17 protein-coding genes are annotated in these 17,515 nt (G+C 73.7%); 5 read left to right on the top strand and 12 right to left on the bottom strand.

Going from position 1 to position 17,515, the window contains the following annotated elements:
- Window positions 1-13: 13 nt before the first annotated feature.
- Window positions 14-1,141 carry an amidohydrolase family protein gene (locus tag ACIQVI_RS03710; protein WP_403590574.1) on the bottom strand — a complete coding sequence of 376 codons (1,128 nt, stop codon included), beginning with the start codon at window positions 1,139-1,141 and terminating at the stop codon, window positions 14-16.
- 78 nt (window positions 1,142-1,219) lie between these two features.
- Here ACIQVI_RS03710 and ACIQVI_RS03705 point away from each other — a divergent pair, with 78 nt between their 5' ends.
- A complete protein-coding gene (locus ACIQVI_RS03705) occupies window positions 1,220-1,744 on the top strand; it encodes a MarR family winged helix-turn-helix transcriptional regulator (protein ID WP_403590571.1) in 525 nt (174 codons plus the stop codon).
- A gap of 214 nt (window positions 1,745-1,958) precedes the next feature.
- Window positions 1,959-3,188: a metallophosphoesterase gene (locus tag ACIQVI_RS03700; RefSeq protein WP_403590568.1), complete on the top strand. Its 1,230-nt coding sequence runs from the start codon at window positions 1,959-1,961 to the stop codon at window positions 3,186-3,188.
- 57 nt (window positions 3,189-3,245) lie between these two features.
- Here ACIQVI_RS03700 and ACIQVI_RS03695 read toward each other — a convergent pair whose 3' ends face one another.
- Together ACIQVI_RS03695 and ACIQVI_RS03690 are read right to left on the bottom strand one after the other, a co-directional pair.
- Window positions 3,246-3,749: a hypothetical protein gene (locus tag ACIQVI_RS03695; RefSeq protein ID WP_403590565.1), complete on the bottom strand. Its 504-nt coding sequence runs from the start codon at window positions 3,747-3,749 to the stop codon at window positions 3,246-3,248.
- 25 nt (window positions 3,750-3,774) lie between these two features.
- Window positions 3,775-3,993 (bottom strand): hypothetical protein, encoded by a 219-nt coding sequence (locus ACIQVI_RS03690; RefSeq protein ID WP_351973764.1) that lies wholly within the window; start codon window positions 3,991-3,993, stop codon window positions 3,775-3,777.
- 323 nt (window positions 3,994-4,316) lie between these two features.
- Here ACIQVI_RS03690 and ACIQVI_RS03685 point away from each other — a divergent pair, with 323 nt between their 5' ends.
- Together ACIQVI_RS03685 and ACIQVI_RS03680 are read left to right on the top strand one after the other, a co-directional pair.
- The gene (locus ACIQVI_RS03685) at window positions 4,317-4,889 is read left to right on the top strand and encodes a potassium channel family protein (protein ID WP_351973765.1); all 573 of its coding nucleotides are present in this window, start codon (window positions 4,317-4,319) and stop codon (window positions 4,887-4,889) included.
- Between the two features lie 97 nt (window positions 4,890-4,986).
- Window positions 4,987-6,354 (top strand): chloride channel protein, encoded by a 1,368-nt coding sequence (locus tag ACIQVI_RS03680; RefSeq protein WP_403590560.1) that lies wholly within the window; start codon window positions 4,987-4,989, stop codon window positions 6,352-6,354.
- Window positions 6,355-6,405: 51 nt separating this feature from the next.
- On the opposite strand, the gene ACIQVI_RS03675 is transcribed toward ACIQVI_RS03680, so the two are convergent.
- From ACIQVI_RS03675 to ACIQVI_RS03635, 9 genes are all read right to left on the bottom strand, one after another.
- Window positions 6,406-7,545 carry an agmatine/peptidylarginine deiminase gene (locus tag ACIQVI_RS03675; protein ID WP_403590557.1) on the bottom strand — a complete coding sequence of 380 codons (1,140 nt, stop codon included), beginning with the start codon at window positions 7,543-7,545 and terminating at the stop codon, window positions 6,406-6,408.
- A 74-nt stretch (window positions 7,546-7,619) separates the two neighbouring features.
- On the bottom strand, window positions 7,620-8,417 hold the full coding sequence (locus tag ACIQVI_RS03670) for an ABC transporter ATP-binding protein (protein WP_403590554.1): 798 nt from the start codon (window positions 8,415-8,417) through the stop codon (window positions 7,620-7,622).
- A complete protein-coding gene (locus tag ACIQVI_RS03665) occupies window positions 8,410-9,387 on the bottom strand; it encodes an ABC transporter ATP-binding protein (protein WP_403590551.1) in 978 nt (325 codons plus the stop codon). Before ACIQVI_RS03665 ends, ACIQVI_RS03670 begins: the two co-directional genes overlap by 8 nt.
- Complete coding sequence (locus tag ACIQVI_RS03660) at window positions 9,384-10,238, bottom strand: ABC transporter permease (protein ID WP_403590549.1); 855 nt, start codon at window positions 10,236-10,238, stop codon at window positions 9,384-9,386. The genes ACIQVI_RS03665 and ACIQVI_RS03660 overlap by 4 nt, the downstream gene beginning before the upstream one ends.
- On the bottom strand, window positions 10,235-11,194 hold the full coding sequence (locus ACIQVI_RS03655) for an ABC transporter permease (protein ID WP_403590546.1): 960 nt from the start codon (window positions 11,192-11,194) through the stop codon (window positions 10,235-10,237). Before ACIQVI_RS03655 ends, ACIQVI_RS03660 begins: the two co-directional genes overlap by 4 nt.
- Entirely contained in the window at window positions 11,191-12,852 is a 1,662-nt protein-coding gene (locus tag ACIQVI_RS03650; protein WP_403590543.1) for an ABC transporter substrate-binding protein, read from the bottom strand. The genes ACIQVI_RS03655 and ACIQVI_RS03650 overlap by 4 nt, the downstream gene beginning before the upstream one ends.
- Before the next feature lie 78 nt (window positions 12,853-12,930).
- Window positions 12,931-14,007 carry an agmatine/peptidylarginine deiminase gene (locus ACIQVI_RS03645; protein ID WP_403590540.1) on the bottom strand — a complete coding sequence of 359 codons (1,077 nt, stop codon included), beginning with the start codon at window positions 14,005-14,007 and terminating at the stop codon, window positions 12,931-12,933.
- Between the two features lie 390 nt (window positions 14,008-14,397).
- Window positions 14,398-14,991, bottom strand: coding sequence for a TetR/AcrR family transcriptional regulator (locus ACIQVI_RS03640; protein ID WP_403590537.1), 594 nt, complete (start codon window positions 14,989-14,991; stop codon window positions 14,398-14,400).
- 142 nt (window positions 14,992-15,133) lie between these two features.
- Window positions 15,134-16,741 (bottom strand): serine/threonine-protein kinase, encoded by a 1,608-nt coding sequence (locus ACIQVI_RS03635; protein ID WP_403590535.1) that lies wholly within the window; start codon window positions 16,739-16,741, stop codon window positions 15,134-15,136.
- A gap of 129 nt (window positions 16,742-16,870) precedes the next feature.
- On the opposite strand from ACIQVI_RS03635, the gene ACIQVI_RS03630 reads away from it, so the two are divergent.
- Window positions 16,871-17,452, top strand: a complete 582-nt coding sequence (locus ACIQVI_RS03630; protein WP_403590532.1) for a TetR/AcrR family transcriptional regulator — start codon at window positions 16,871-16,873, stop codon at window positions 17,450-17,452.
- The last annotated feature ends 63 nt before the right edge of the window (window positions 17,453-17,515 follow it).

The following is a 17,515-nucleotide window of genomic DNA, read 5'->3' as shown; positions in this document are numbered from 1 at the left end:
GGGCGCGAAGGGCTCAGTGGGGGTGGTGGGTTCCGCGCCGCCAGACGTCGGTGACGGCCCGGATGGAGGTGATGTCGTCGGTGGGGTCGCCGTCGACGAGGAGCAGGTCGGCGCGGAGGCCGGGGGCGACGCGTCCCCGGTCGGGGAGGCCGAAGTACAGGGCCGGGAGGCGGGTGGCGGCCGCGAGGGCCTCGGCCGGGCCGAGGCCGGCGCGGACGAGGAGTTCCAGTTCCCGGTGCATTCCGGCGCCGTGCGGGGGTGCGAAGGGGGTGGCGTCGGTGCCGGCGAGGAGGGGGACCCCGGCCGCGTGCAGGGTCGCGGCGACCTGTTCCGCGTGGGGCAGCAGCGTCTTCCGTCCGGCGTCGAGGACCTCGGCGTAGGCGAGGGTGGTGACGACGAAGGTGCCCTGCGCCGCCGCGCGGGCGGCCAGTTCCTCCGTGCTCGGGTCGCCGGGGCGGGCGGCCCACCACACGTGGGCGAGTCCGTCGGCGCCCGCGTCGAGCGCGGCGGCGGCCTCGGCGGCGGTCGCCGCGTGCGCGACGACCCGCAGGCCGGCACCGTGGGCCTCCTCGACCAGGGCGGCGGCGGTGGCACGGTCCAGCACCGGCAGTGACGTGTCCGCGGTGGTCCCGTCGTCGATGACGATCTTCAGGTAGTCGCTGCCCTCGGCGACGCGGGCGGCCACGAAGGCCTCGGCCTCGGCGGGGCGCGTGAGGGTGTCGAAGGGGCCGACCGCGTCCCCGAACTCCTCCGGCATGTGCGCCATCAGCTGGGAGGGGTGGCCGCCCGGGGCGGTGGCGAGGACGCCCGCGCTGCGCAGGTCCGCCACGTCGTCGCGCTCCGCGGCCAGCCGCCGCTGGCGGCGGAGGTTGGCGGGCAGGCAGAACATGTCCAGTTCGGTGGTCACCCCGTGGCGCAGGGCTTCGGCGAGGCTGCCGTCGAACACGTGGGTGTGGGCGTCGATCAGTCCCGGCAGCAGGGTGCGGCCCGTGCCGTCGATCCCGGTGTCCGCCCGAGGGGGCGCGTCGGTGCGGACGGCGGTGATGCGCTCGCCCTCGACGAGGACGTGGGCGCGCTCATGCGTACGGGTTCCGTCGAAGACGCGTACGTCGTGGATGAGTGTGCGGGCAGGGGTGTGCACGGCAGGCCTCCTGACGGCGAAGTGGTTCGCCAGAAGATAGTAAGCCAGCTAACTATCTTCTGGAATAGGATTCCGGCCATGAGCGAGGACGACGTGGACCGCATCGCGGCCGACTGGCAGCGCGAGCGCCCCGACCTGGACGTACGGGCCCTGGCCGTGGTGGGCCGGCTCCTCTTCGTCGCGGAGAACCGCCTCGCCCCCGCCGGAGCACGGGCCGTGGAGGCGCACGGCATCAACAAGGCCGACTTCGACGTACTGGCGACGCTGCGCAGGCAGGGCGCGCCCTACGGCCTCATCCCCTCCGTCCTGTCGGCGGAGCTGATGATGTCCCGGGCGGGCATGACCAAGCGCCTGGACCGGCTGGAGACCGCCGGGCTGGTCCGGCGCGTCCTCGACCCCCAGGACCGCCGCAGCTTCCGGGTCTCCCTCACCACCGAGGGCCTCGCCGTCGCCGACGCCGCCCTGACCGACCTCGTCGAGACCCTCGCGGACCTCTCCTCCGGCCTGACCCCGGACCAGCTCCGCCACCTCGACGAGGCCTTGCGCGCCTTGATCGGGAGTACCGACCGGGAGGTCGGGGGCGCCGAGCACGCGGCGGAGTGAGGGACCGGCCCTCCGGCGGTGTCCGCGCCCTTCGGATCCCGGAGGGCCGCCCTTCCCGCGACCGGCGGACAATGGGCTCTCCAAGAGGATCCGGCAGCGGAGACCGGAGCCGGATCGGGCTCCGGGCGGACGGCCGGTACGACGACCGTGCCGTGGCCGCCGCCCGGCTCCGCCCGGGGCACGATCCGCCGGACAGAACCCCGGGAGGGGAAGCGTGACCGAGACCAGCGACACCCGATCCGCCGCCGGTGAAGCGCCAGGAGCTTCACCGGGCCGGCTGCAGCGCCTGATGCGCTACGTCCCCCTGATCGCCCCCGTCCTGCTGTGGGCCGTGCCGTGCTGGGTGCTCCTGCACGCCGGTCAGCACTGGCCGTTCCCCGTCGCGCCGGTCGGCACCGCGCTGTTCGTCCTCGGTCTGGTCGTCATGCCGCTCGCGATGACGCGCGGCCACGGCCGGCGTCAGCGGGACCGGGCGGCGATCGTCGGGGACACGCTGCTGGGCGGCGCCTGGGTGCTGTTCACCTGGTCCGTCCTGCTCGGCCTCCTGCTGCGGCCCGCCCTGGCCGTGGCCGGGGTCGGCGACGGACAGGACCGGGCGCGCACCGTCACCTGGGCCGTCCTCGGCACGACCGCCGTCCTGCTCGCCTGGGGGTACGCCGAGGCCCGGCGCGTGCCGCGCGTGCGCCGGATCGACGTACCGCTCCCCCGCCTGGGGGCCGGGCTGGACGGCACCCGGGTCGTCCTGATCACCGACACCCACTACGGCCCGCTCGACCGCGCCCGCTGGTCGGCACGGGTCTGCGAGACGGTGAACGCCCTGGAGGCCGACCTGGTCTGCCACACCGGCGACATCGCGGACGGCACGGCCGAGCGCCGCCGCGCCCAGGCCGAGCCGCTCGGCACCGTGCGGGCGACCCGGGCCCGGGTCTACGTCACCGGCAACCACGAGTACTACAGCGAGGCCCAGGGCTGGGTCGACCTGATGGACGAGCTGGGCTGGGAGCCGCTGCGCAACCGCCACCTGCTGCTCGAACGCGGCGGCGACACCCTCGTGGTCGCCGGTGTGGACGACGTCACCGCCGAGTCCTCCGGCCTCGCGGGCCACCGCGCCCACCTCGCCGGGGCCCTGGACGGCGCCGACCCCGGCCTCCCCGTCCTCCTCCTCGCCCACCAGCCGAAGTTCGTGGACCGCGCGGCGGAACACGGCATCGACCTCCAGCTCTCCGGCCACACCCACGGCGGCCAGATCTGGCCCTTCCACCACCTGGTCCGCCTCGACCAGCCGGCCCTCGCGGGCCTCACCCACCACGGCCCCCGCACCCTCCTCTACACCAGCCGCGGCACCGGCTTCTGGGGCCCGCCCTTCCGCGTCTTCGCCCCCAGCGAGATCACTCTGCTCGTCCTGCGCTCCCCGCAGGCTCCGCGGGCTCCGCGAGCGGAGTGACCGCCGAGGTCCTCCCCCGCACCGGCCGTGCCGACAGCGCGGCGGAGCGGGCCCTTCTCACCGGGCCCCGGCGGCCGCCCGGGGCGCGTCCGCCTCGGCCCGCTCCATCCACGCGTCGAGCTGTTCGCGGGTGGTGCGGGGATCGGCGACCAGTGCGCCCAGGTCGTCGCCCTCGACGACGGTGGTCGCCACGGCCGGACAGCGGCGGCAGCCGTCCACGCCGACCTGCGCCCACCACTTGCAGTGGGCGCGCAGATGGCACCGCGGCACGTTCCGGTTCTCGTCCGCCGGCGTGACCGCCACCCGCTCCACCAAGGTGCAGTCGTTGCCCCTGCGGTGCAGACAGTTGCTGACGCAGTGCGACGCGAAGCGCAGCACCCGGGTCGGCTCGACGTCCTTCGGGACGACCGGCAGGACGTCCCTGGCCGGCACCGGGTCGGCGAGGTACACGACCTCCCCGTCCTGCCCGGAGCGGACGCCCAGCACCACCGCCTCCGGTGCGGCGGGGCTGCCGCTCGGGCACCAGGTCCTGCTCGTTCCGGAACGTTCCGCGGTGCTCATCTCGGTCTCCTCGTCGGTCCGGCCGCTACACGATCTGTCCGGCGCAGGCCGGAAGGCAGGCGGCGGCGAGGCGCTCCTGCGCGACGGCCTCGGTGAGGTGCGCCCCCAACTGCGCCGAGCTGATCTGCTGGGGCTTGGGCGACGACGGCTGCGCGGACGCGGTGCCCCCTCCGCCGAGGAGAAGCGCGGCAGCGGCGGCGGCCGCCGCGGCACCGCCGACGGCGGAACGACCCGAGTACGTCATGACGAAACCTCCTGGATTGACCTGTGGAAACGGGATGTACGAGGAAGGTAGGGCGCCTCCGGGACCACCGGCGGCAGTTCCGGCGGCGGCCCGGCGGCGGCTTCGGGCGCGTGCGGGGCTCGCCCGGGCGGGGTCGTACGCGAAGGTCCGGTCACCGGCGTACGTCTCCCGGCGGCATCCGGCGGGGTTTCCGGTCGCGGGATCCGGGAGGAGCGCTTTTGCTGGACGGGCGGCGGGTGCTTCGTCGCGCGCGAGTTCCCCGACGACGCCGGTGCGGTGGACCGGAGCGGCCGTCAGGAGGCCGGGAAGGAGCCGAGGCCCTCATGAATCCGCTGCCGGGACGTGCCGGGAGCCGGCCCGCGGGTCCGCGCCGCGCGCGTTCGTTCCTGCCGCTGCTGCGGTCGACGGTCGTGTCGGCGGCGGCCACCGTCGGCTACTACCTGCTCCCCTTCGACAAGGACCTCGACCGGCACACCGTCGTGGTGCTCGCCCTGGGCCTGACGGCGCTCGGCGTGCTGCTGGCCCTGCAGGCGGTCGGCATCGTCCGTTCGCCCCACCCCAGGCTGCGCGCCGTCGAGGCCCTGACCACCGCGATCCCCCTCTTCCTGCTGCTGTTCGCGGCCACCTACTTCCTGTACGCGCGGCAGCAGGGAGGGCAGCCCTTCTCCGAACCGCTCAGCAGGAACGACGCCCTGTACTTCACGGTGACCGTCTTCGCCACCGTCGGCTTCGGCGACATCGCGCCCGTGTCGCAGGCGGCCCGCGTGCTGACCACGTGCCAGATGGTGGCCGATCTCGTCCTGGTGGGCCTGGTCGCGAAGGTCCTGGTCGGGGCGGTCCGCATGGGAGTGGAGCGGCAGCGGTCCGCCACGGCGCCCGAGCGGCCCGAGCCGTGACGCCCGTACAGCCCGTACAGCCGGCTCCGCCCGTACAGCCGGCCCTGCCCGTACAGCCGACCCCGCCCGCTCCGTCCGCTCCGGAAGGACGGAATCCATGACCGCGCCGCACACGCTTCCGGCCTCCTCGCCGGAGCCCGAGGAGCGCTCGGAGGCCGACCGGCTGCGGGACCTCCTGCGGACCCCCGCGTACCTCAAGGCACTGGTCTTCAGCGCTCTGGTCGGCGTCCCCGTCTCGCTGGCCGCCTTCTGGTTCCTCGTCGGGCTGCACCAGCTGGAGCACGTGCTGTGGGCGGACCTGCCGAAGGCGCTCGGCCTGGGGACTCCTCCGGCCTGGTGGCCGCTGCCGCTGCTCGCCGTCGCCGGAGTCGTCGTGGGCCTCGTGGTGACCCGGCTGCCCGGCGCGGGCGGCCACGTCCCCGCCGACGGGCTGCGGGCCGGAGGGTCCTCGGCGGACGCCCTGCCGGGGGTGGTCGTCGCCGCGGTCGCGAGCCTGCCGTTCGGTGCCGTCCTCGGCCCCGAGGCGCCTCTGATCGCGCTCGGCGGCGGTCTGGCCCTGCTCTTCCGGGGGCTCGTCCGCGCCCCGGCCACCCCGCAGAGCACCGCGCTCCTGGGCGCGGCCGGTGCGGCGGCGGCCATCGCCGCGATCTTCGGCAATCCCCTCGTCGCCGCCGTGCTCCTGATCGAGGTGGCGGGCGTGGGCGGGCCGCGGCTGTTCGTCGTCATGCTTCCCGCGCTGCTGTCCAGCGGCGTCGGGGCCGTGGTGTTCACGGGCTTCGGACGCTGGACCGGTCTCGAGACGGGCGGTCTCACGGCCCGCTTCCCCACCGCTCCCCCGCGGCTGGACGCCGGGGACGTGGTGTGGTCGGTCGTGCTGGCGGCGGGGATCGGCGCGCTGGTGCACCTGGTGCTCGTCGGCGGCCGGCTGACCGCCGCCTTCGTGGCGGCCTCCCCCTTCGTACGGACGGTGGTCTGCGCCGTCGGCGCCGGGGGCTGCGCCGCCCTCTACGCGGTCGCCACGGGGCGCAGCCCCGCCGAGGTCGCCTCGTCGGGTCAGGCCACGCTGGTCGGACTCGCCGCCGACCCCCACGCCTGGAGCGTGGGCGCGCTGCTCGCCGTCCTGCTGTTCAAGGGCGCCGCGTACGCGCTCTGTCTGGGCGGTCTGCGCGGCGGCCTTGTGTTCCCCGTGCTCTTCCTGGGCGCGGCCGTGGGCGTGCTGCTCGCGCCGCTGCCCGGTCTCGGGGTGATCCCCGGCGCCGCCGCGGGCATGGCCGCGGCGACGGCCGCCGCCCTGCGGCTCCCGGTCAGCAGCGTGGTCCTGATCGTCCTGGTGCTCGGCAACTCCGAGACGATCCCGGTGGTGATCCTGGCGGCCGTGACGTCCTTCGTCGTCGCGGAACTGCTCCCTCCGGGCCCGTCGCCGAAGAAGGCCACCGGCGGTCCCGTACGGGTGCCGGGGGCGTAGGGGCCGGTGCGGGGGCGGCGGTGGCCACCGCACCGGCGGTCGTGCGGGGTGTCAGCGGACGGGCTGCTGCTGGGTGACGCAGTGGATGCCGCCGCCGCCCGTGCCGAGGCGGTCGATGTTCAGCTGCTCGATCACGCGGTCCGGGTAGAGGCCGGCCAGGGTCGCCTTCGCGGCCGCGTCCGCCCGCTGGTCGCCGAAGTGGGCGCTGATGACGGCGTCGTTGCAGAGGTAGAAGTTGGCGTAGGAGGCGAGGAAGTCCGGGTGGGCGGAGCGGATCTTGTCGTAGTCCGGGCCCTGGAGGCGCATCGTGTCCATCGGGACGCCGTCGGCGGACGTCGAGGCGGACAGGACGGCGTACTGCTGACGTGCGTCGCGGGCGTAGGCGTCGTTGTCGGACGCGAGGGGCAGCTGGACGAGGGCCTCGCCGGGGGCGAGGAAGCGGGACGTGGCGTCGACGTGGTCGTCGGTGATGTCCTGGCCCCGGACGCCGTCGAACCAGATGACCTTGGAGGCGCCGTACGCCGCCAGCATGGCCGACTCCACCTGGCGTTCGGTCATTCCGGGGTTGCGGTTGCGGTTCACGAGGCTGCTGCGGGTGGCCATGAGGGTGCCGGCGCCGTCCTGTTCGACGGCGCCGCCCTCGCCGACGAGACCGGCGTAGGTGATCGGTACGCCGACGTAGGAGGCGATCCGTCCGGCGACGAGCTTGTCCTTCGCGTGGGCCTGCTTGTTGCCCCAGCCGTTGAAGTTGAGGCCGACGGCGTCGAGGCCGCCCCGGCCGTCGGTCCGGAAGACGGGCCCGGTGTCGCGCATCCAGCAGTCGTCGACGGGAATGGAGCCGATGACGGTGACCGAGGAGCCGCACAGCGAGCGGGCCCTGGCGGCGCTGCCGGAGTTGGCGCACATGACGACCGGCTCGTACTTCGCGATCGTGCGGGCGATCAGGGCGATGTCCGCCTGCACTCCGCTCAGCCTGTTGGACCAGATCGCGGTGCTGTCGGGCCAGGCCATCCACGTACGGGTGTGGCGGACGTCCTCCACCGGGACGCGGAAGGCGCTCGCGGCCGCGTCGGCCCTGTTCGGGAGGGTCGTCGCGAGGGCGGCGCCGACGGCGGTCGCTCCGGCGGCGGCGAGGAATCCCCGTCTGTTCAGGGCTCCGCGCGAGGGGCGGTGTGTGGGGTGATCGTTCATGGTGACCTCCTGTTTCGGCGAGCGCTCGCGGGCGGGTCGCGGGCGAGCGACGTGGACCCGGGCGGGCCGGGTCGTCAGAGCGCCCGGCGGGCGGCGGCGATCGCCCGGGGATCCCAGCCGGGGCGGGGCACGGACTCCAGCAGGAGCCGCGTGTAGGGGTGCCGTGGCGCGGCGAGCACCTCGGCGGTGGGGCCGGCCTCGACGACGGCGCCCCGGCGCATGACGACGATCTCGTCGGTGACGCACCGGACCACGCCGAGGTCGTGGGTGATGAACAGGTAGCCGACCCGGGTCTCCTCGCGGATGTCGGCGAGCAGGTTGAGGATCTGTGCCTGTACGGACACGTCGAGGGCGGCGACCGCCTCGTCCAGGACGAGGACGGCCGGTTCGACGGCGAGGGCGCGGGCGATGGCGACGCGCTGGCGCTGGCCGCCGGAGAGCTGTCGCGGCCGGGCGTCGGCGGCGCGGGTCCCCAGGCCGACCTGGTCGAGGAGTTCCCGGACGCGCCGGTCGTGGTCGGTTCCGGGGAAGTGCAGGCGGAGGGTTTCGCGCAGGACGCCTTCGACGCTGGTCCGGGGGTCGAGGGAGAGGTACGGGTCCTGGAAGACCATCTGGACCTCGCGGGCGCGGGCCAGGCGCCGGGCCCGGCCCCGGCTCCGCGTGTCGCGGGCCCGGCCCCGTACCCGGACCTCGCCCGCGTCGACCCGTTCCAGGCCGACGACGATCCGGGCGGTGGTGGTCTTGCCGGAGCCCGATTCGCCGACGATGCCCAGGGAGCCGCCTTCGGGGAGGGTGAACGACACGTCGTCCACGGCGCGGACGCCGCCGAAGGCGCGGTGGAGTCCGACGGCCTCCAGCACGTTCTCAGGCATCGGCGTGGCTCCCTTCGAGCAGGTCGCCGTGGTGGCAGGCGGCGCGGTGGAGCGGCTGTCCGGGGGCGGGGCTCGGGTCGGGGGCGCTCAGGTCGCAGATCTCGGTGGCCAGCGGGCAGCGGGCGGCGAACGGGCAGCCGGTGAGTTCCCGGCGCAGGTCCGGGGGTTGGCCGTGGATGGCGGTGAGCCTGCCCCGGGGGGCTTCCGGGCGGGGGGTGGAGGCGAGCAGTGCCGAGGTGTAGGGGTGCCGGGGGCGGGCGAAGAGGGCTTCGGCGGGCCCGCTCTCCGCGATCCGGCCGGCGTACATGACGTAGACGCGGTCGCTGATGGCGGCGGCGAGGTCGAGGTCGTGGGTGACGAAGAGGAGGCCGGTGCCGAAGCGTTCGCGCAGTTCCGCGAGGAGGGCGACGACCTCGGCCTGGGTGGTGACGTCGAGCGCGGTGGTCGGTTCGTCGGCGAGGAGGAGGGCGGGGTCGCCCATCAGGGAGGCCGCGATCATGACGCGTTGCAACATGCCGCCGGAGACCTGGCCGGGGTACTTGCGCAGCGCGGAGGCGTCCAGGCCGACCGCTTCGAGGAGTTCGACGGCCCGTGCGGTGGCTTCCGTACCGCCCATGGTCCGGGTGAGGGTCACGCTCTCGGTGAGGAAGTCGCCGATGCGGCGCAGCGGGTTGAGGGCGGCGCGCGGGTCCTGGAAGATCATGGACACCGTGCCGGTGCGCAGGGCCCTCAGTTCCCCGGCGTTCATGGTGAGCACGTCCCGCCCGTGGACGCGGACGGCGCCTTGGACCGCGGCTCCGGGCGGCAGGAGGCCCAGGGCGCTGCGGGAGGTGAGGCTCTTGCCGGAGCCGGACTCGCCGACGAGGGCGACGGTCTCACCGGCGGCGACGTACAGGTCGACGCCGTCGAGCACCGGGCGGGCCGTGCCGGGCAGGGTGACGCGGAGGCCCCGGATGTCGAGTGTGTTCATCGGTCTCTCCTGGCGACGCGGTCGGCCCAGCGTTCTCCGACCACGTTGAAGGCGACGACGGTCAGCACGATGAGGAGGCAGGGCAGGATCGCGGACAGCGGGTAGCCGTGCTGGACGGCGGTCTGGCCGTCGAAGACCATGCGGCCCCAGTCGGGGGTGAGCGCGGGCACGCCGAGGCCGAGGAAGGACAGTCCGGCGAGGTCCATGAGCGCGTAGCCGAAGTTGATGGTGGACTGGGCGAGGACGACGGGCGCGATGTTGGGCAGGACGTGGCGCAGGCAGATCTGGAGGGCCGAGTGGCCCTGGACCCGGTAGGCGCTGACGTACGGGCGTTCGCGTTCGGCCAGGACCAGGGAGCGGGTGAGCCGGCTGACGTACGGCAGGTAGGCGAGGGAGAGCGCGAGGACGGGGGCGAGCAGGCCTTCGCCGTACACCGAGATGATCAGGATCGCCAGCAACATGCCGGGGAACGCGAAGACCAGCTCGGTGCTGCGGGACAGGACGGAGTCCAGCCATCCGCCGCGCCAGGCGGCCGCGGTGCCGACGGCGACTCCGGCGAGGGTGGAGAGGACCACGACTCCGAGGGGCCCGAGGAGTGAGGTGCGGGCTCCGAGGAGCAGCCGGGAGAGGGTGTCGCGCCCGGCCGCGTCCATCCCGAGCGGGTGCTCGGCGGAGGGGCCGGCCAGGGCGTCGCCGAGGTCGACCGCGTTGGGGTCGTGGGGCGCCGCCCAGGGTGCGAGGAGGGCGGCGGCGGTGACGAGCACGACCAGGCCGAGGCAGGTCAGGTACAGCGGGGACCGGGTCGCGCGGATCCTGGAGAGGCCGGGCCGGCGGGTGAGGACGGCGGTCATGGGGAGGAACTCCTCGATCCGAGGGCGACGCGCGGGTCGACCAGGGGCAGGACGAGGTCGACGATCAGGTTCACCGCCATGAACAGGGCCACGACGACGAGGGAGATGGCCTGGACGGTCGGGAAGTCCTTGGTGGTGGTGGACAGTTCCAGGAGCTGGCCGACGCCTCCGACGCTGAAGGCGGTCTCGACGAGGATCGTGCAGACAAGCAGGGTGGAGACGATCAGTCCGCCGGTGGTCAGGACGGTGCCGAGCGAGTTGCGGAAGACGTGACGGCGGACGACCCGCCCCTCGGGAACGCCCCGGCTGCGGGCGACCGTGACGTGTTCGCCGTCGAGCGCTTCGCGCATGGCGGAGCGGGTGACGCGGGCGAGCATCCCGATCAGGTAGAGCGCGAGGGCGATCGCGGGCAGCGTCAGGTGCCGGATCCTGTCCAGGAGGCCGTCTCCGGCTCCGCTGCTGGGGAACCAGCCCAGTTCGACCGCGAACAGCGCCTGGAGGAGCACGGCCGCGACGAAGGACGGGGTGCCGACGGCGAGCGTGGTCCCGACCAGGATCGCGGAGTCGGCGGCTCCGCCGCGTACGGCGCCGATCCAGCCCAGTGCCAGACCGACCACCACGACCACGACCAGCGCCATCGCGACGAGCAGCAGGGTGGTGGGGAGGCGGTCGGCCAGGAGCCGGGAGACGTCGGTGCGGTAGGTGAGGGAGCGTCCGAAGTCCCCCTGGACGACGTCGCCGAGCCAGTGGAGGTAGCGGACGAGGAACGGATCGTCCAGGTGGTAGCGGGTGTTGATCGCGGCGAGGGCCTCCGGCGAGGCGGACCGTCCCGAGAGCAGGAAGGCGGCCGGGCTGCCCGGGGCGAGGTACATGGCGCCGAAGACCACGAACGAGGCGGCGAGCAGGGTGGCCGTCATCTCCGCGACGCGGCGTACGGCGAATCTCGTGAAGTTCACCGCGCGGCCCCCACGCCGGCGGCCCACGGGTAGTACATGTAGGCGATGGTGGCGGGGGCTCCGGTGATCCTCTTGTTGAGGAAGAGGGCGGTGGGCCATTCGGCGACCGGGATCCACAGCAGTTGCCGTGCGGCGTGCTTCTGCAGCTCGGCCTCGATCCTCATGCGCTGTTCGGGCCGGTAGTCGGAGGTGGCCCGGTCGACGAGGGTGTCGTAGTGCCGGTCGCTGTAGCCGGCGAAGTTCAGGTACGCGCCGGTCTTGAAGTTCGTCAGCAGGTCGAGCGGGTCGGTGATCGAGTCGTAGTAGGTGAGCGGGAACATGTCGATGCCCTCGCGTGCCCGGGGATCGGTGAACAGGGCGGTGAAGGCGTTGGGGGCGATGGTCTTGAGGCGGATGTCGAGGCCGATCCGGGTGCCGGCGGCCTGGACCGCGGTGGCCAGGAGGGAGACGTCCTGGCCGATGGCGCTGGTGGCGACGGTCAGGGTCTTGCCCGTGGCGCCGGCCTCCTCGATCAGCGCTTTCGCCTTCCGGAGGTCCGGCTCGGTGGACGGCAGCGACGCGAAGGCGGCCCGCCGGGTCTCCTCCGAGGCGCTCGCCCAGGCGGCGCGGGTGGTGAGGGATCCGGTGGCGGTGCCCGCGCCGCCGAGGCCGGCCTTCACGAATCCGGACCGGTCCAGGGCCAGGGACAGCGCGCGGCGTACGCGGACGTCGCCGAGCGGGCCCCGCATGTTCGTGATGGTGACGTTGACCGTGCTCAGGCCCTCTCCGAAGTACAGCGTGCCCACGCCGCTGTCGCGCAGGCGGCCGTAGCTCTCGGTGGGGATGAGGTAGCCGCCGTCGGCCTCGCCGCTGAGCAGGGCGTTGGTGCGGGCCGAGGGGTCGGTGAGGATCCGGAAGACGGCCTTCTTCGCCTTGGCCCGGGTCCCCCAGTAGCCGTCGAAGCGGTCGAGCTCGATCGACTGGCCCTTGCTCCACGTGCCCAGTTCGAAGGGGCCGGTGCAGGCGAGGCCGCCGGTGGTGCCGTAGTCCCCGCCCGCCGCCTCGACGCCGGCCTTGGAGGCGATCACGCCCGCGGTGGTGGCCATGTACTGGGGGAACTGGGAGTCGGGCTTCTTCAGGTCGACCGTGATCTGGAGCGGGCCGGTCTTGCGTATGGAGGTGACGTTCTGGAAGGTCTGGGCCCAGGCGGCGGCGTTGTCCGGGTCCCGCTGCCGGTTCAGGCTGTGGACCGCGTCGTCGGCGGTCATCGTCCCGCCGTCGTGGAAGCGCACGCCGGGGCGCAGGTCGTAGACCCAGCTGGTGGGGGTGGGGTTGGTCGCCCGGCGGGCCAGGCCCGGTTCGAGGGTGAGTTCCGGCGTCCAGCGCATGAGGCTCTCGCACACGTTGGACAGGATCGTGTTCTGCGGGTAGTCGAAGGCCACCGTGTAGTCGAGGGTGGGGGGTTCGGCGTACACGGCCCAGGTGAAGGAGTCGATCTCGCCGCGGGCCGGGGGCGTGGTGGTGGAGAGTGCGACCTCCTTTCCGGTGAGGCCCGCGTCCTTGGGCGGGCCGGAGCAGGCCGCGAGGGCGGCGAGGGAGGTCAGGACGGCCGTCGTCGCGGCGATCCGTCGGCGTCCGCCCGGGGGGCGCCGCCCGCCGGGAGGCAGGGGTGGGGTCATCGTCGCGCTCTCTTTCCGTGAGGGGTGCGGCGGGGGAAGGCCGTGGGAGCGGCCCTCCCGGAGCGGTCCGGTGTCGGTTCAGGCGGGGAGGGCGGTGGCGGCGGGACGTGCGGTGGCGTTGGGGAGGACGGTGGCGGCGGGGAGGGCCGTGGTGGTCGCGGCGGGGATCTGCTGGGTGATGCAGTGGATTCCGCCGCCGCCGAAGGCGATCGCGGGCGTCCGCACCCCGACGACCTTCCGTCCGGGGTATGCCGCGGCGATGACCGCGAGGGCGTCCTCGTCCTGGGGCAGGCCGGCCACCGGGACGACGACGCCGCCGTTGGCCACGTAGTAGTTCAGGTAGGACACCTCGACCTCGCCGCCGGCGATGCCGACGAACGCGGTCTGCGGGACGTCGACGATCTCGAACCGCCGGCCGCGGGCGTCGGTGGTGGCCTCCAGGACCGCGCGGTTGGCCCGCATACGGGCGTGGTCGGGGTGATCGGGGTCGTCGGGCAGGGAGACGACGACCTTGCCGGGGGCGGCGAAGGCGCAGACGCCGTCGACGTGCCCGTCGGTCTCCGTGTCGAGGAGGCCTCCGTACGGGAGCCAGACCACCTTCTCGACGCCGAGCCGGGCCTTCAGCTCCGCCTCGATCCCGCTCCGGTCCCTTCCCGGGTTCCGGTTGGGGTGCAGCAGGCACTGCTCGGTGGTGATGAGCGTGCCTTCGCCGTCGACCGTGATCGCCCCGCCCTCCAGGATCATGTCGGAGGGGACGCGCTCGACCCCGAGGTGCTCCAGGAGGAGGGCGGCGACCCGGTCGTCGGAGTCGTACGGGTGGTGCTTGCGGCCCCAGGCGTTGAAGCGGAAGTCCACTCCGGCGCGGTTGCCGTCGCCGTCGAGCACGAAGAGCGGGGCGGAGTCACGGAACCAGGAGTCGTCCTGGGCGATCTCCACCACCGCGACCTGCGGGCCGCACCGCTTCGCGGCCTCCTCGCCGTGGCCGGGCGGCGCGACCATGGTCACCGGCTCGAACGCGGCGACGGCCCGGGCGACGTTCGCGTACTCCTCCTTGGCGTCGTCGAGCACGACGCCCCACAGGTCCTCGCGGACGGGCCAGGCCATCAGACATCCCTCGTGCTCGGACCATTCGGCGGGCATACGGAACGCAGTCATCACGGGTCTCTCTTCGTCGCGCCAGAAGCACCCGTCGGCAGTGGCCGGCTCGATCCGGCCGAAGCTCGGGAACGGGTACGCGGTGTGGACAGAATCCTGCCCTCGACTGAAAATTCAGTCAAGAGTCGTGGTGGCGAGATTTCTCCTGCCTGACCGGTAGGTTTCGGGTACTGATGGGCGTTTCGGGTGGAAAGAAAAGGCCGCCCTCCCGGTGGAGTGAACCGGGAGGGCGGCCTTGGCGGTGCGATTATTGAAATTATGGTCAGCTTGTGCGCCGACTGGTGGGTGCGCACCCGTTCGGCGCGGGCCGGGCCGGGCCGGGTCGGCCGGTCGGATCAGATCAGGCCGGTCGGTCGGTCGGTCGGTCGGATCAGGTCAGGTCAGGTCAGGTCACTGGGACGCGTCCGGGCGGCCCAGGCGTTCGACCTCGGCGTCGATGGCCTCGGTCATCAGGGTCCGGGCGTGGGAGATGCGGAGCGTGCCGCTGAGCCAGCGCATACTCAGCCCTTCCAGGAGGGCGGTGAGCCGTTCGGCGGAGGCGGCGAGGGCGGCGGCAGGGGCCGTCGGCCGGACGGCGCCCAGCAGGGCCGCCACCTCCTGGATCCAGACCAGGGTGGCGCGTGCCAGGTCTTCGCGCAGGACCTCGTCGAAGACGGCGCTGGCCCGCAACTCGCCCCAGGCACTGCTGTTCTCCCGGACCTCGGTGGTGTCCTGGAGTTCCAGCAGGAGCGTCTGGTCCAGCTCCTCCCGGGGGCTGAGCGGCTCGGCGTCCGGGTCGCGGTGGGTGGTGTAGCGCTCGGCGCGGTCGTTGATGAACTCCAGCGTCTTGAGCAGGATCCCGGTGCGGTCCTTGAAGTGGTAGTAGATCAGCGCGGTGGACACGCCCGCCTCGGCGGCCAGTTCCTCCACGCGCAGGCCACGGACCCCGCGCCGGGCGATCACCCGGGCTGCGGCTTCGAGAATCTGAGTGCTGCGAGACGCCATGGCCCGAACCATACCGGGCCCCTCCCGCCCACGGGATCACGGCCCTGACCAGTGACGGAGGAGGTCCGGCCCGTCGGGCACACGGCCTTCGCGGCGTCCCGCGCCGGTCGCGCGGGGCCGTGCGACGGAGGCGCGGAAGCCGCTATTTCCGTTGGTAGCGCGCGAAGGACGCGGTGACCGGCCCGCCGGGACGGGCCTCCAGGAGACGTACGACGACGAGGTCCAGCCCGTCGGGGCTGCGGACGCAGAAGGGGCGCTCGTCGGCCAGGTCCGCATAGGCGACCCTGGTGACCGGCCCCGTCTCGATGCCCCGCACGCAGTCGGCCGGGCCGAGCTCGTACCCCGTCGAAACGAAGGCGTCGCCGTCCTCGGGGAGTACGAACTCCGCCGCGTCGCGCGCCAGGTACCAGGCGGCCGTGTCCGCCGGGACGACCTTCCCGGTCTTCAGGTCGAATTCGTACGTGGCGTCGGGCGAGGTCAGCTCGACCTCGTCGCCGAGCGCGTACGAGGACGCCGGGACCGGACCCCCGCCCGACCCGTCCGGCTCCCGGAAGGGGGCGAGCAGCTGGACGGCACCGCCGAGGACGGCGAGGACCGCGCACGCCGCCAGGAGCATCGGGACCGGACGGCGCCCGCCCCTCCTCCTCGCCGCCCGACGCGGGGACGGAACGGCCGGGGCGCCGGGGCCGGGGCCGGCAGGAGGAGAAGGGGGTTCCGGGGCGGTGAGGGTGGCCTGCGCGTACACCGGTACCGGTACTGGTACTGGTACTGGTACCGGCCCTGATCCCGACCCCGACCCCGGTCCCGGCTCCCCTCCCGGCCCCGGCCGCTCCGCCCGCTCCGTCCGCCCCGCCACCTCCCCGCCGATCGACCGGGGCAGCCAACCGTCGGTGAACTCCGGCCGGGGCCCCACCAGCGGGTGGGCGTGGACGGCCGCGATCAGGTCCGCCGTCCCGGGGCGCTCCTCCGGCCGCTTGGCCAGGCACCGGGCGACGAGGTCCCGCAGGTCGTGGGGCACGCGCGCGAGGTCGGGCCGCTCGTGGACCACGCGGTAGAGCGCCGCCGACTCCGGCCCCGCGCCGAAGGGGAGTTCCCCGCTCGACACGTACGCGAGGAGCGCGCCGAGCGCGAAGACGTCGGTCGCGGGCGACACGGGCCGCCCCAGCGCCTGCTCGGGCGCCATGAACGCCGCGGTCCCGATGCGCAGCCCCGTGCCGGTCAGCGCGCCGGCGTCGGCCGCACGCGCGATGCCGAAGTCGATGACGCGGGGCCCGTCCTCGGCGATGAGCACATTGGCCGGCTTGAGGTCGCGGTGCACGACACCGGCCCGGTGGATCGCGTCCAGGGCCTCGGCGATGCCGGCCGCGAGGAGCAGCACGGTGCGCACCGGGAGCGGGCCGTGGCGCTGAACCGCCTGCTGCAGGGAAGGACCGGGGACGTAGGCGGTGGCGAGCCACGGGGTCGGGGCGTCGACGCCCGAGTCGACCACCTGGGCGGTGAAGAGACCGTGGATGCGCCGCGCGCTGGCCACCTCCCGGGCGAAGCGCTGCCGGAACCCGGGATCGCCGGCGAAGTCCTCCCGCACGACCTTCAGCGCGATCGGGCGGCCGCCGGGGGTGTGGGCCAGGTACACCACGCCCATGCCGCCCGAGCCGAGCCGGGCGTGGAGTCTGTAGCCGCCGATCTCGTGGGGGTCGTCGGCCGACAGCGCCGTGGGGGCGGGCCGGGCACCGGAAGGCTGAGCGGACATGTGAGGGCTCTTTCGACGGGGCGGAACGGCTGACGCGGGCGGTCGGCCGGATCCGCGCACAGCGACTCTAACTAAAGATTCAGTCAATATGCGAGACTGTCGGTTCAGACCGCTCCAGGAGGGGAACGCGTGGCGACCGACCGCAGAAGGGCCATCTTGGAAGGCGCCGCCCGGGTCATAGCCCGGCACGGGGTGCGCGGACTGCGCATGGAGACGCTGGCGGCCGAGGCCGGGGTGTCCACCGCGCTGATCTACTACCACTTCAAGGACCGGGCCGGCACCCTGCGCCACACCCTGGAGTTCATCAGCGACCGGGCCGACCGGTACACGTGCGAGGGGGACGACGACCCCGGCACCCGCGACGCCCGGCAGGAGCTGGAGCAGTCGCTCCTCCTGGAGTTCCAGGACGTCCCCGAGGTCCGCGAGAACAGCATCGCGTGGGGGGAGCTGCGGGCCAGCGCGATCTTCGAGCCCGAACTGCGCGGAGACCTAGCCAGGGCCACCCTGACGTGGATCCACGACGTCGCGGACCTGCTGGGACGCGTGCGGCCCACGGCCCCGGCACCGGCCCTCACGGCCTCCGCGGAAAGGCTCACCGGCCTCCTGGAGGGGCTCAGCACCCGCTGGCTGAGCGGCGTCCTGCCCCTGCCCCACGCCCACAATCTGGTGAGGGAGGCCGTCTCCGTCGAGATCGAGCGCCTGGGCCGCTGACGACGGACGAGCCGTCCACCCATCGGCGGGCGGATGACGGCATCGAGTTTGACTGAATTATCA

Origin of the sequence: Streptomyces sp. NPDC098101 (assembly GCF_044760185.1) — a bacterium.
GTDB lineage: Bacteria > Actinomycetota > Actinomycetes > Streptomycetales > Streptomycetaceae > Streptomyces.
This window is presented reverse-complemented; position numbering and strand designations above follow the sequence as displayed.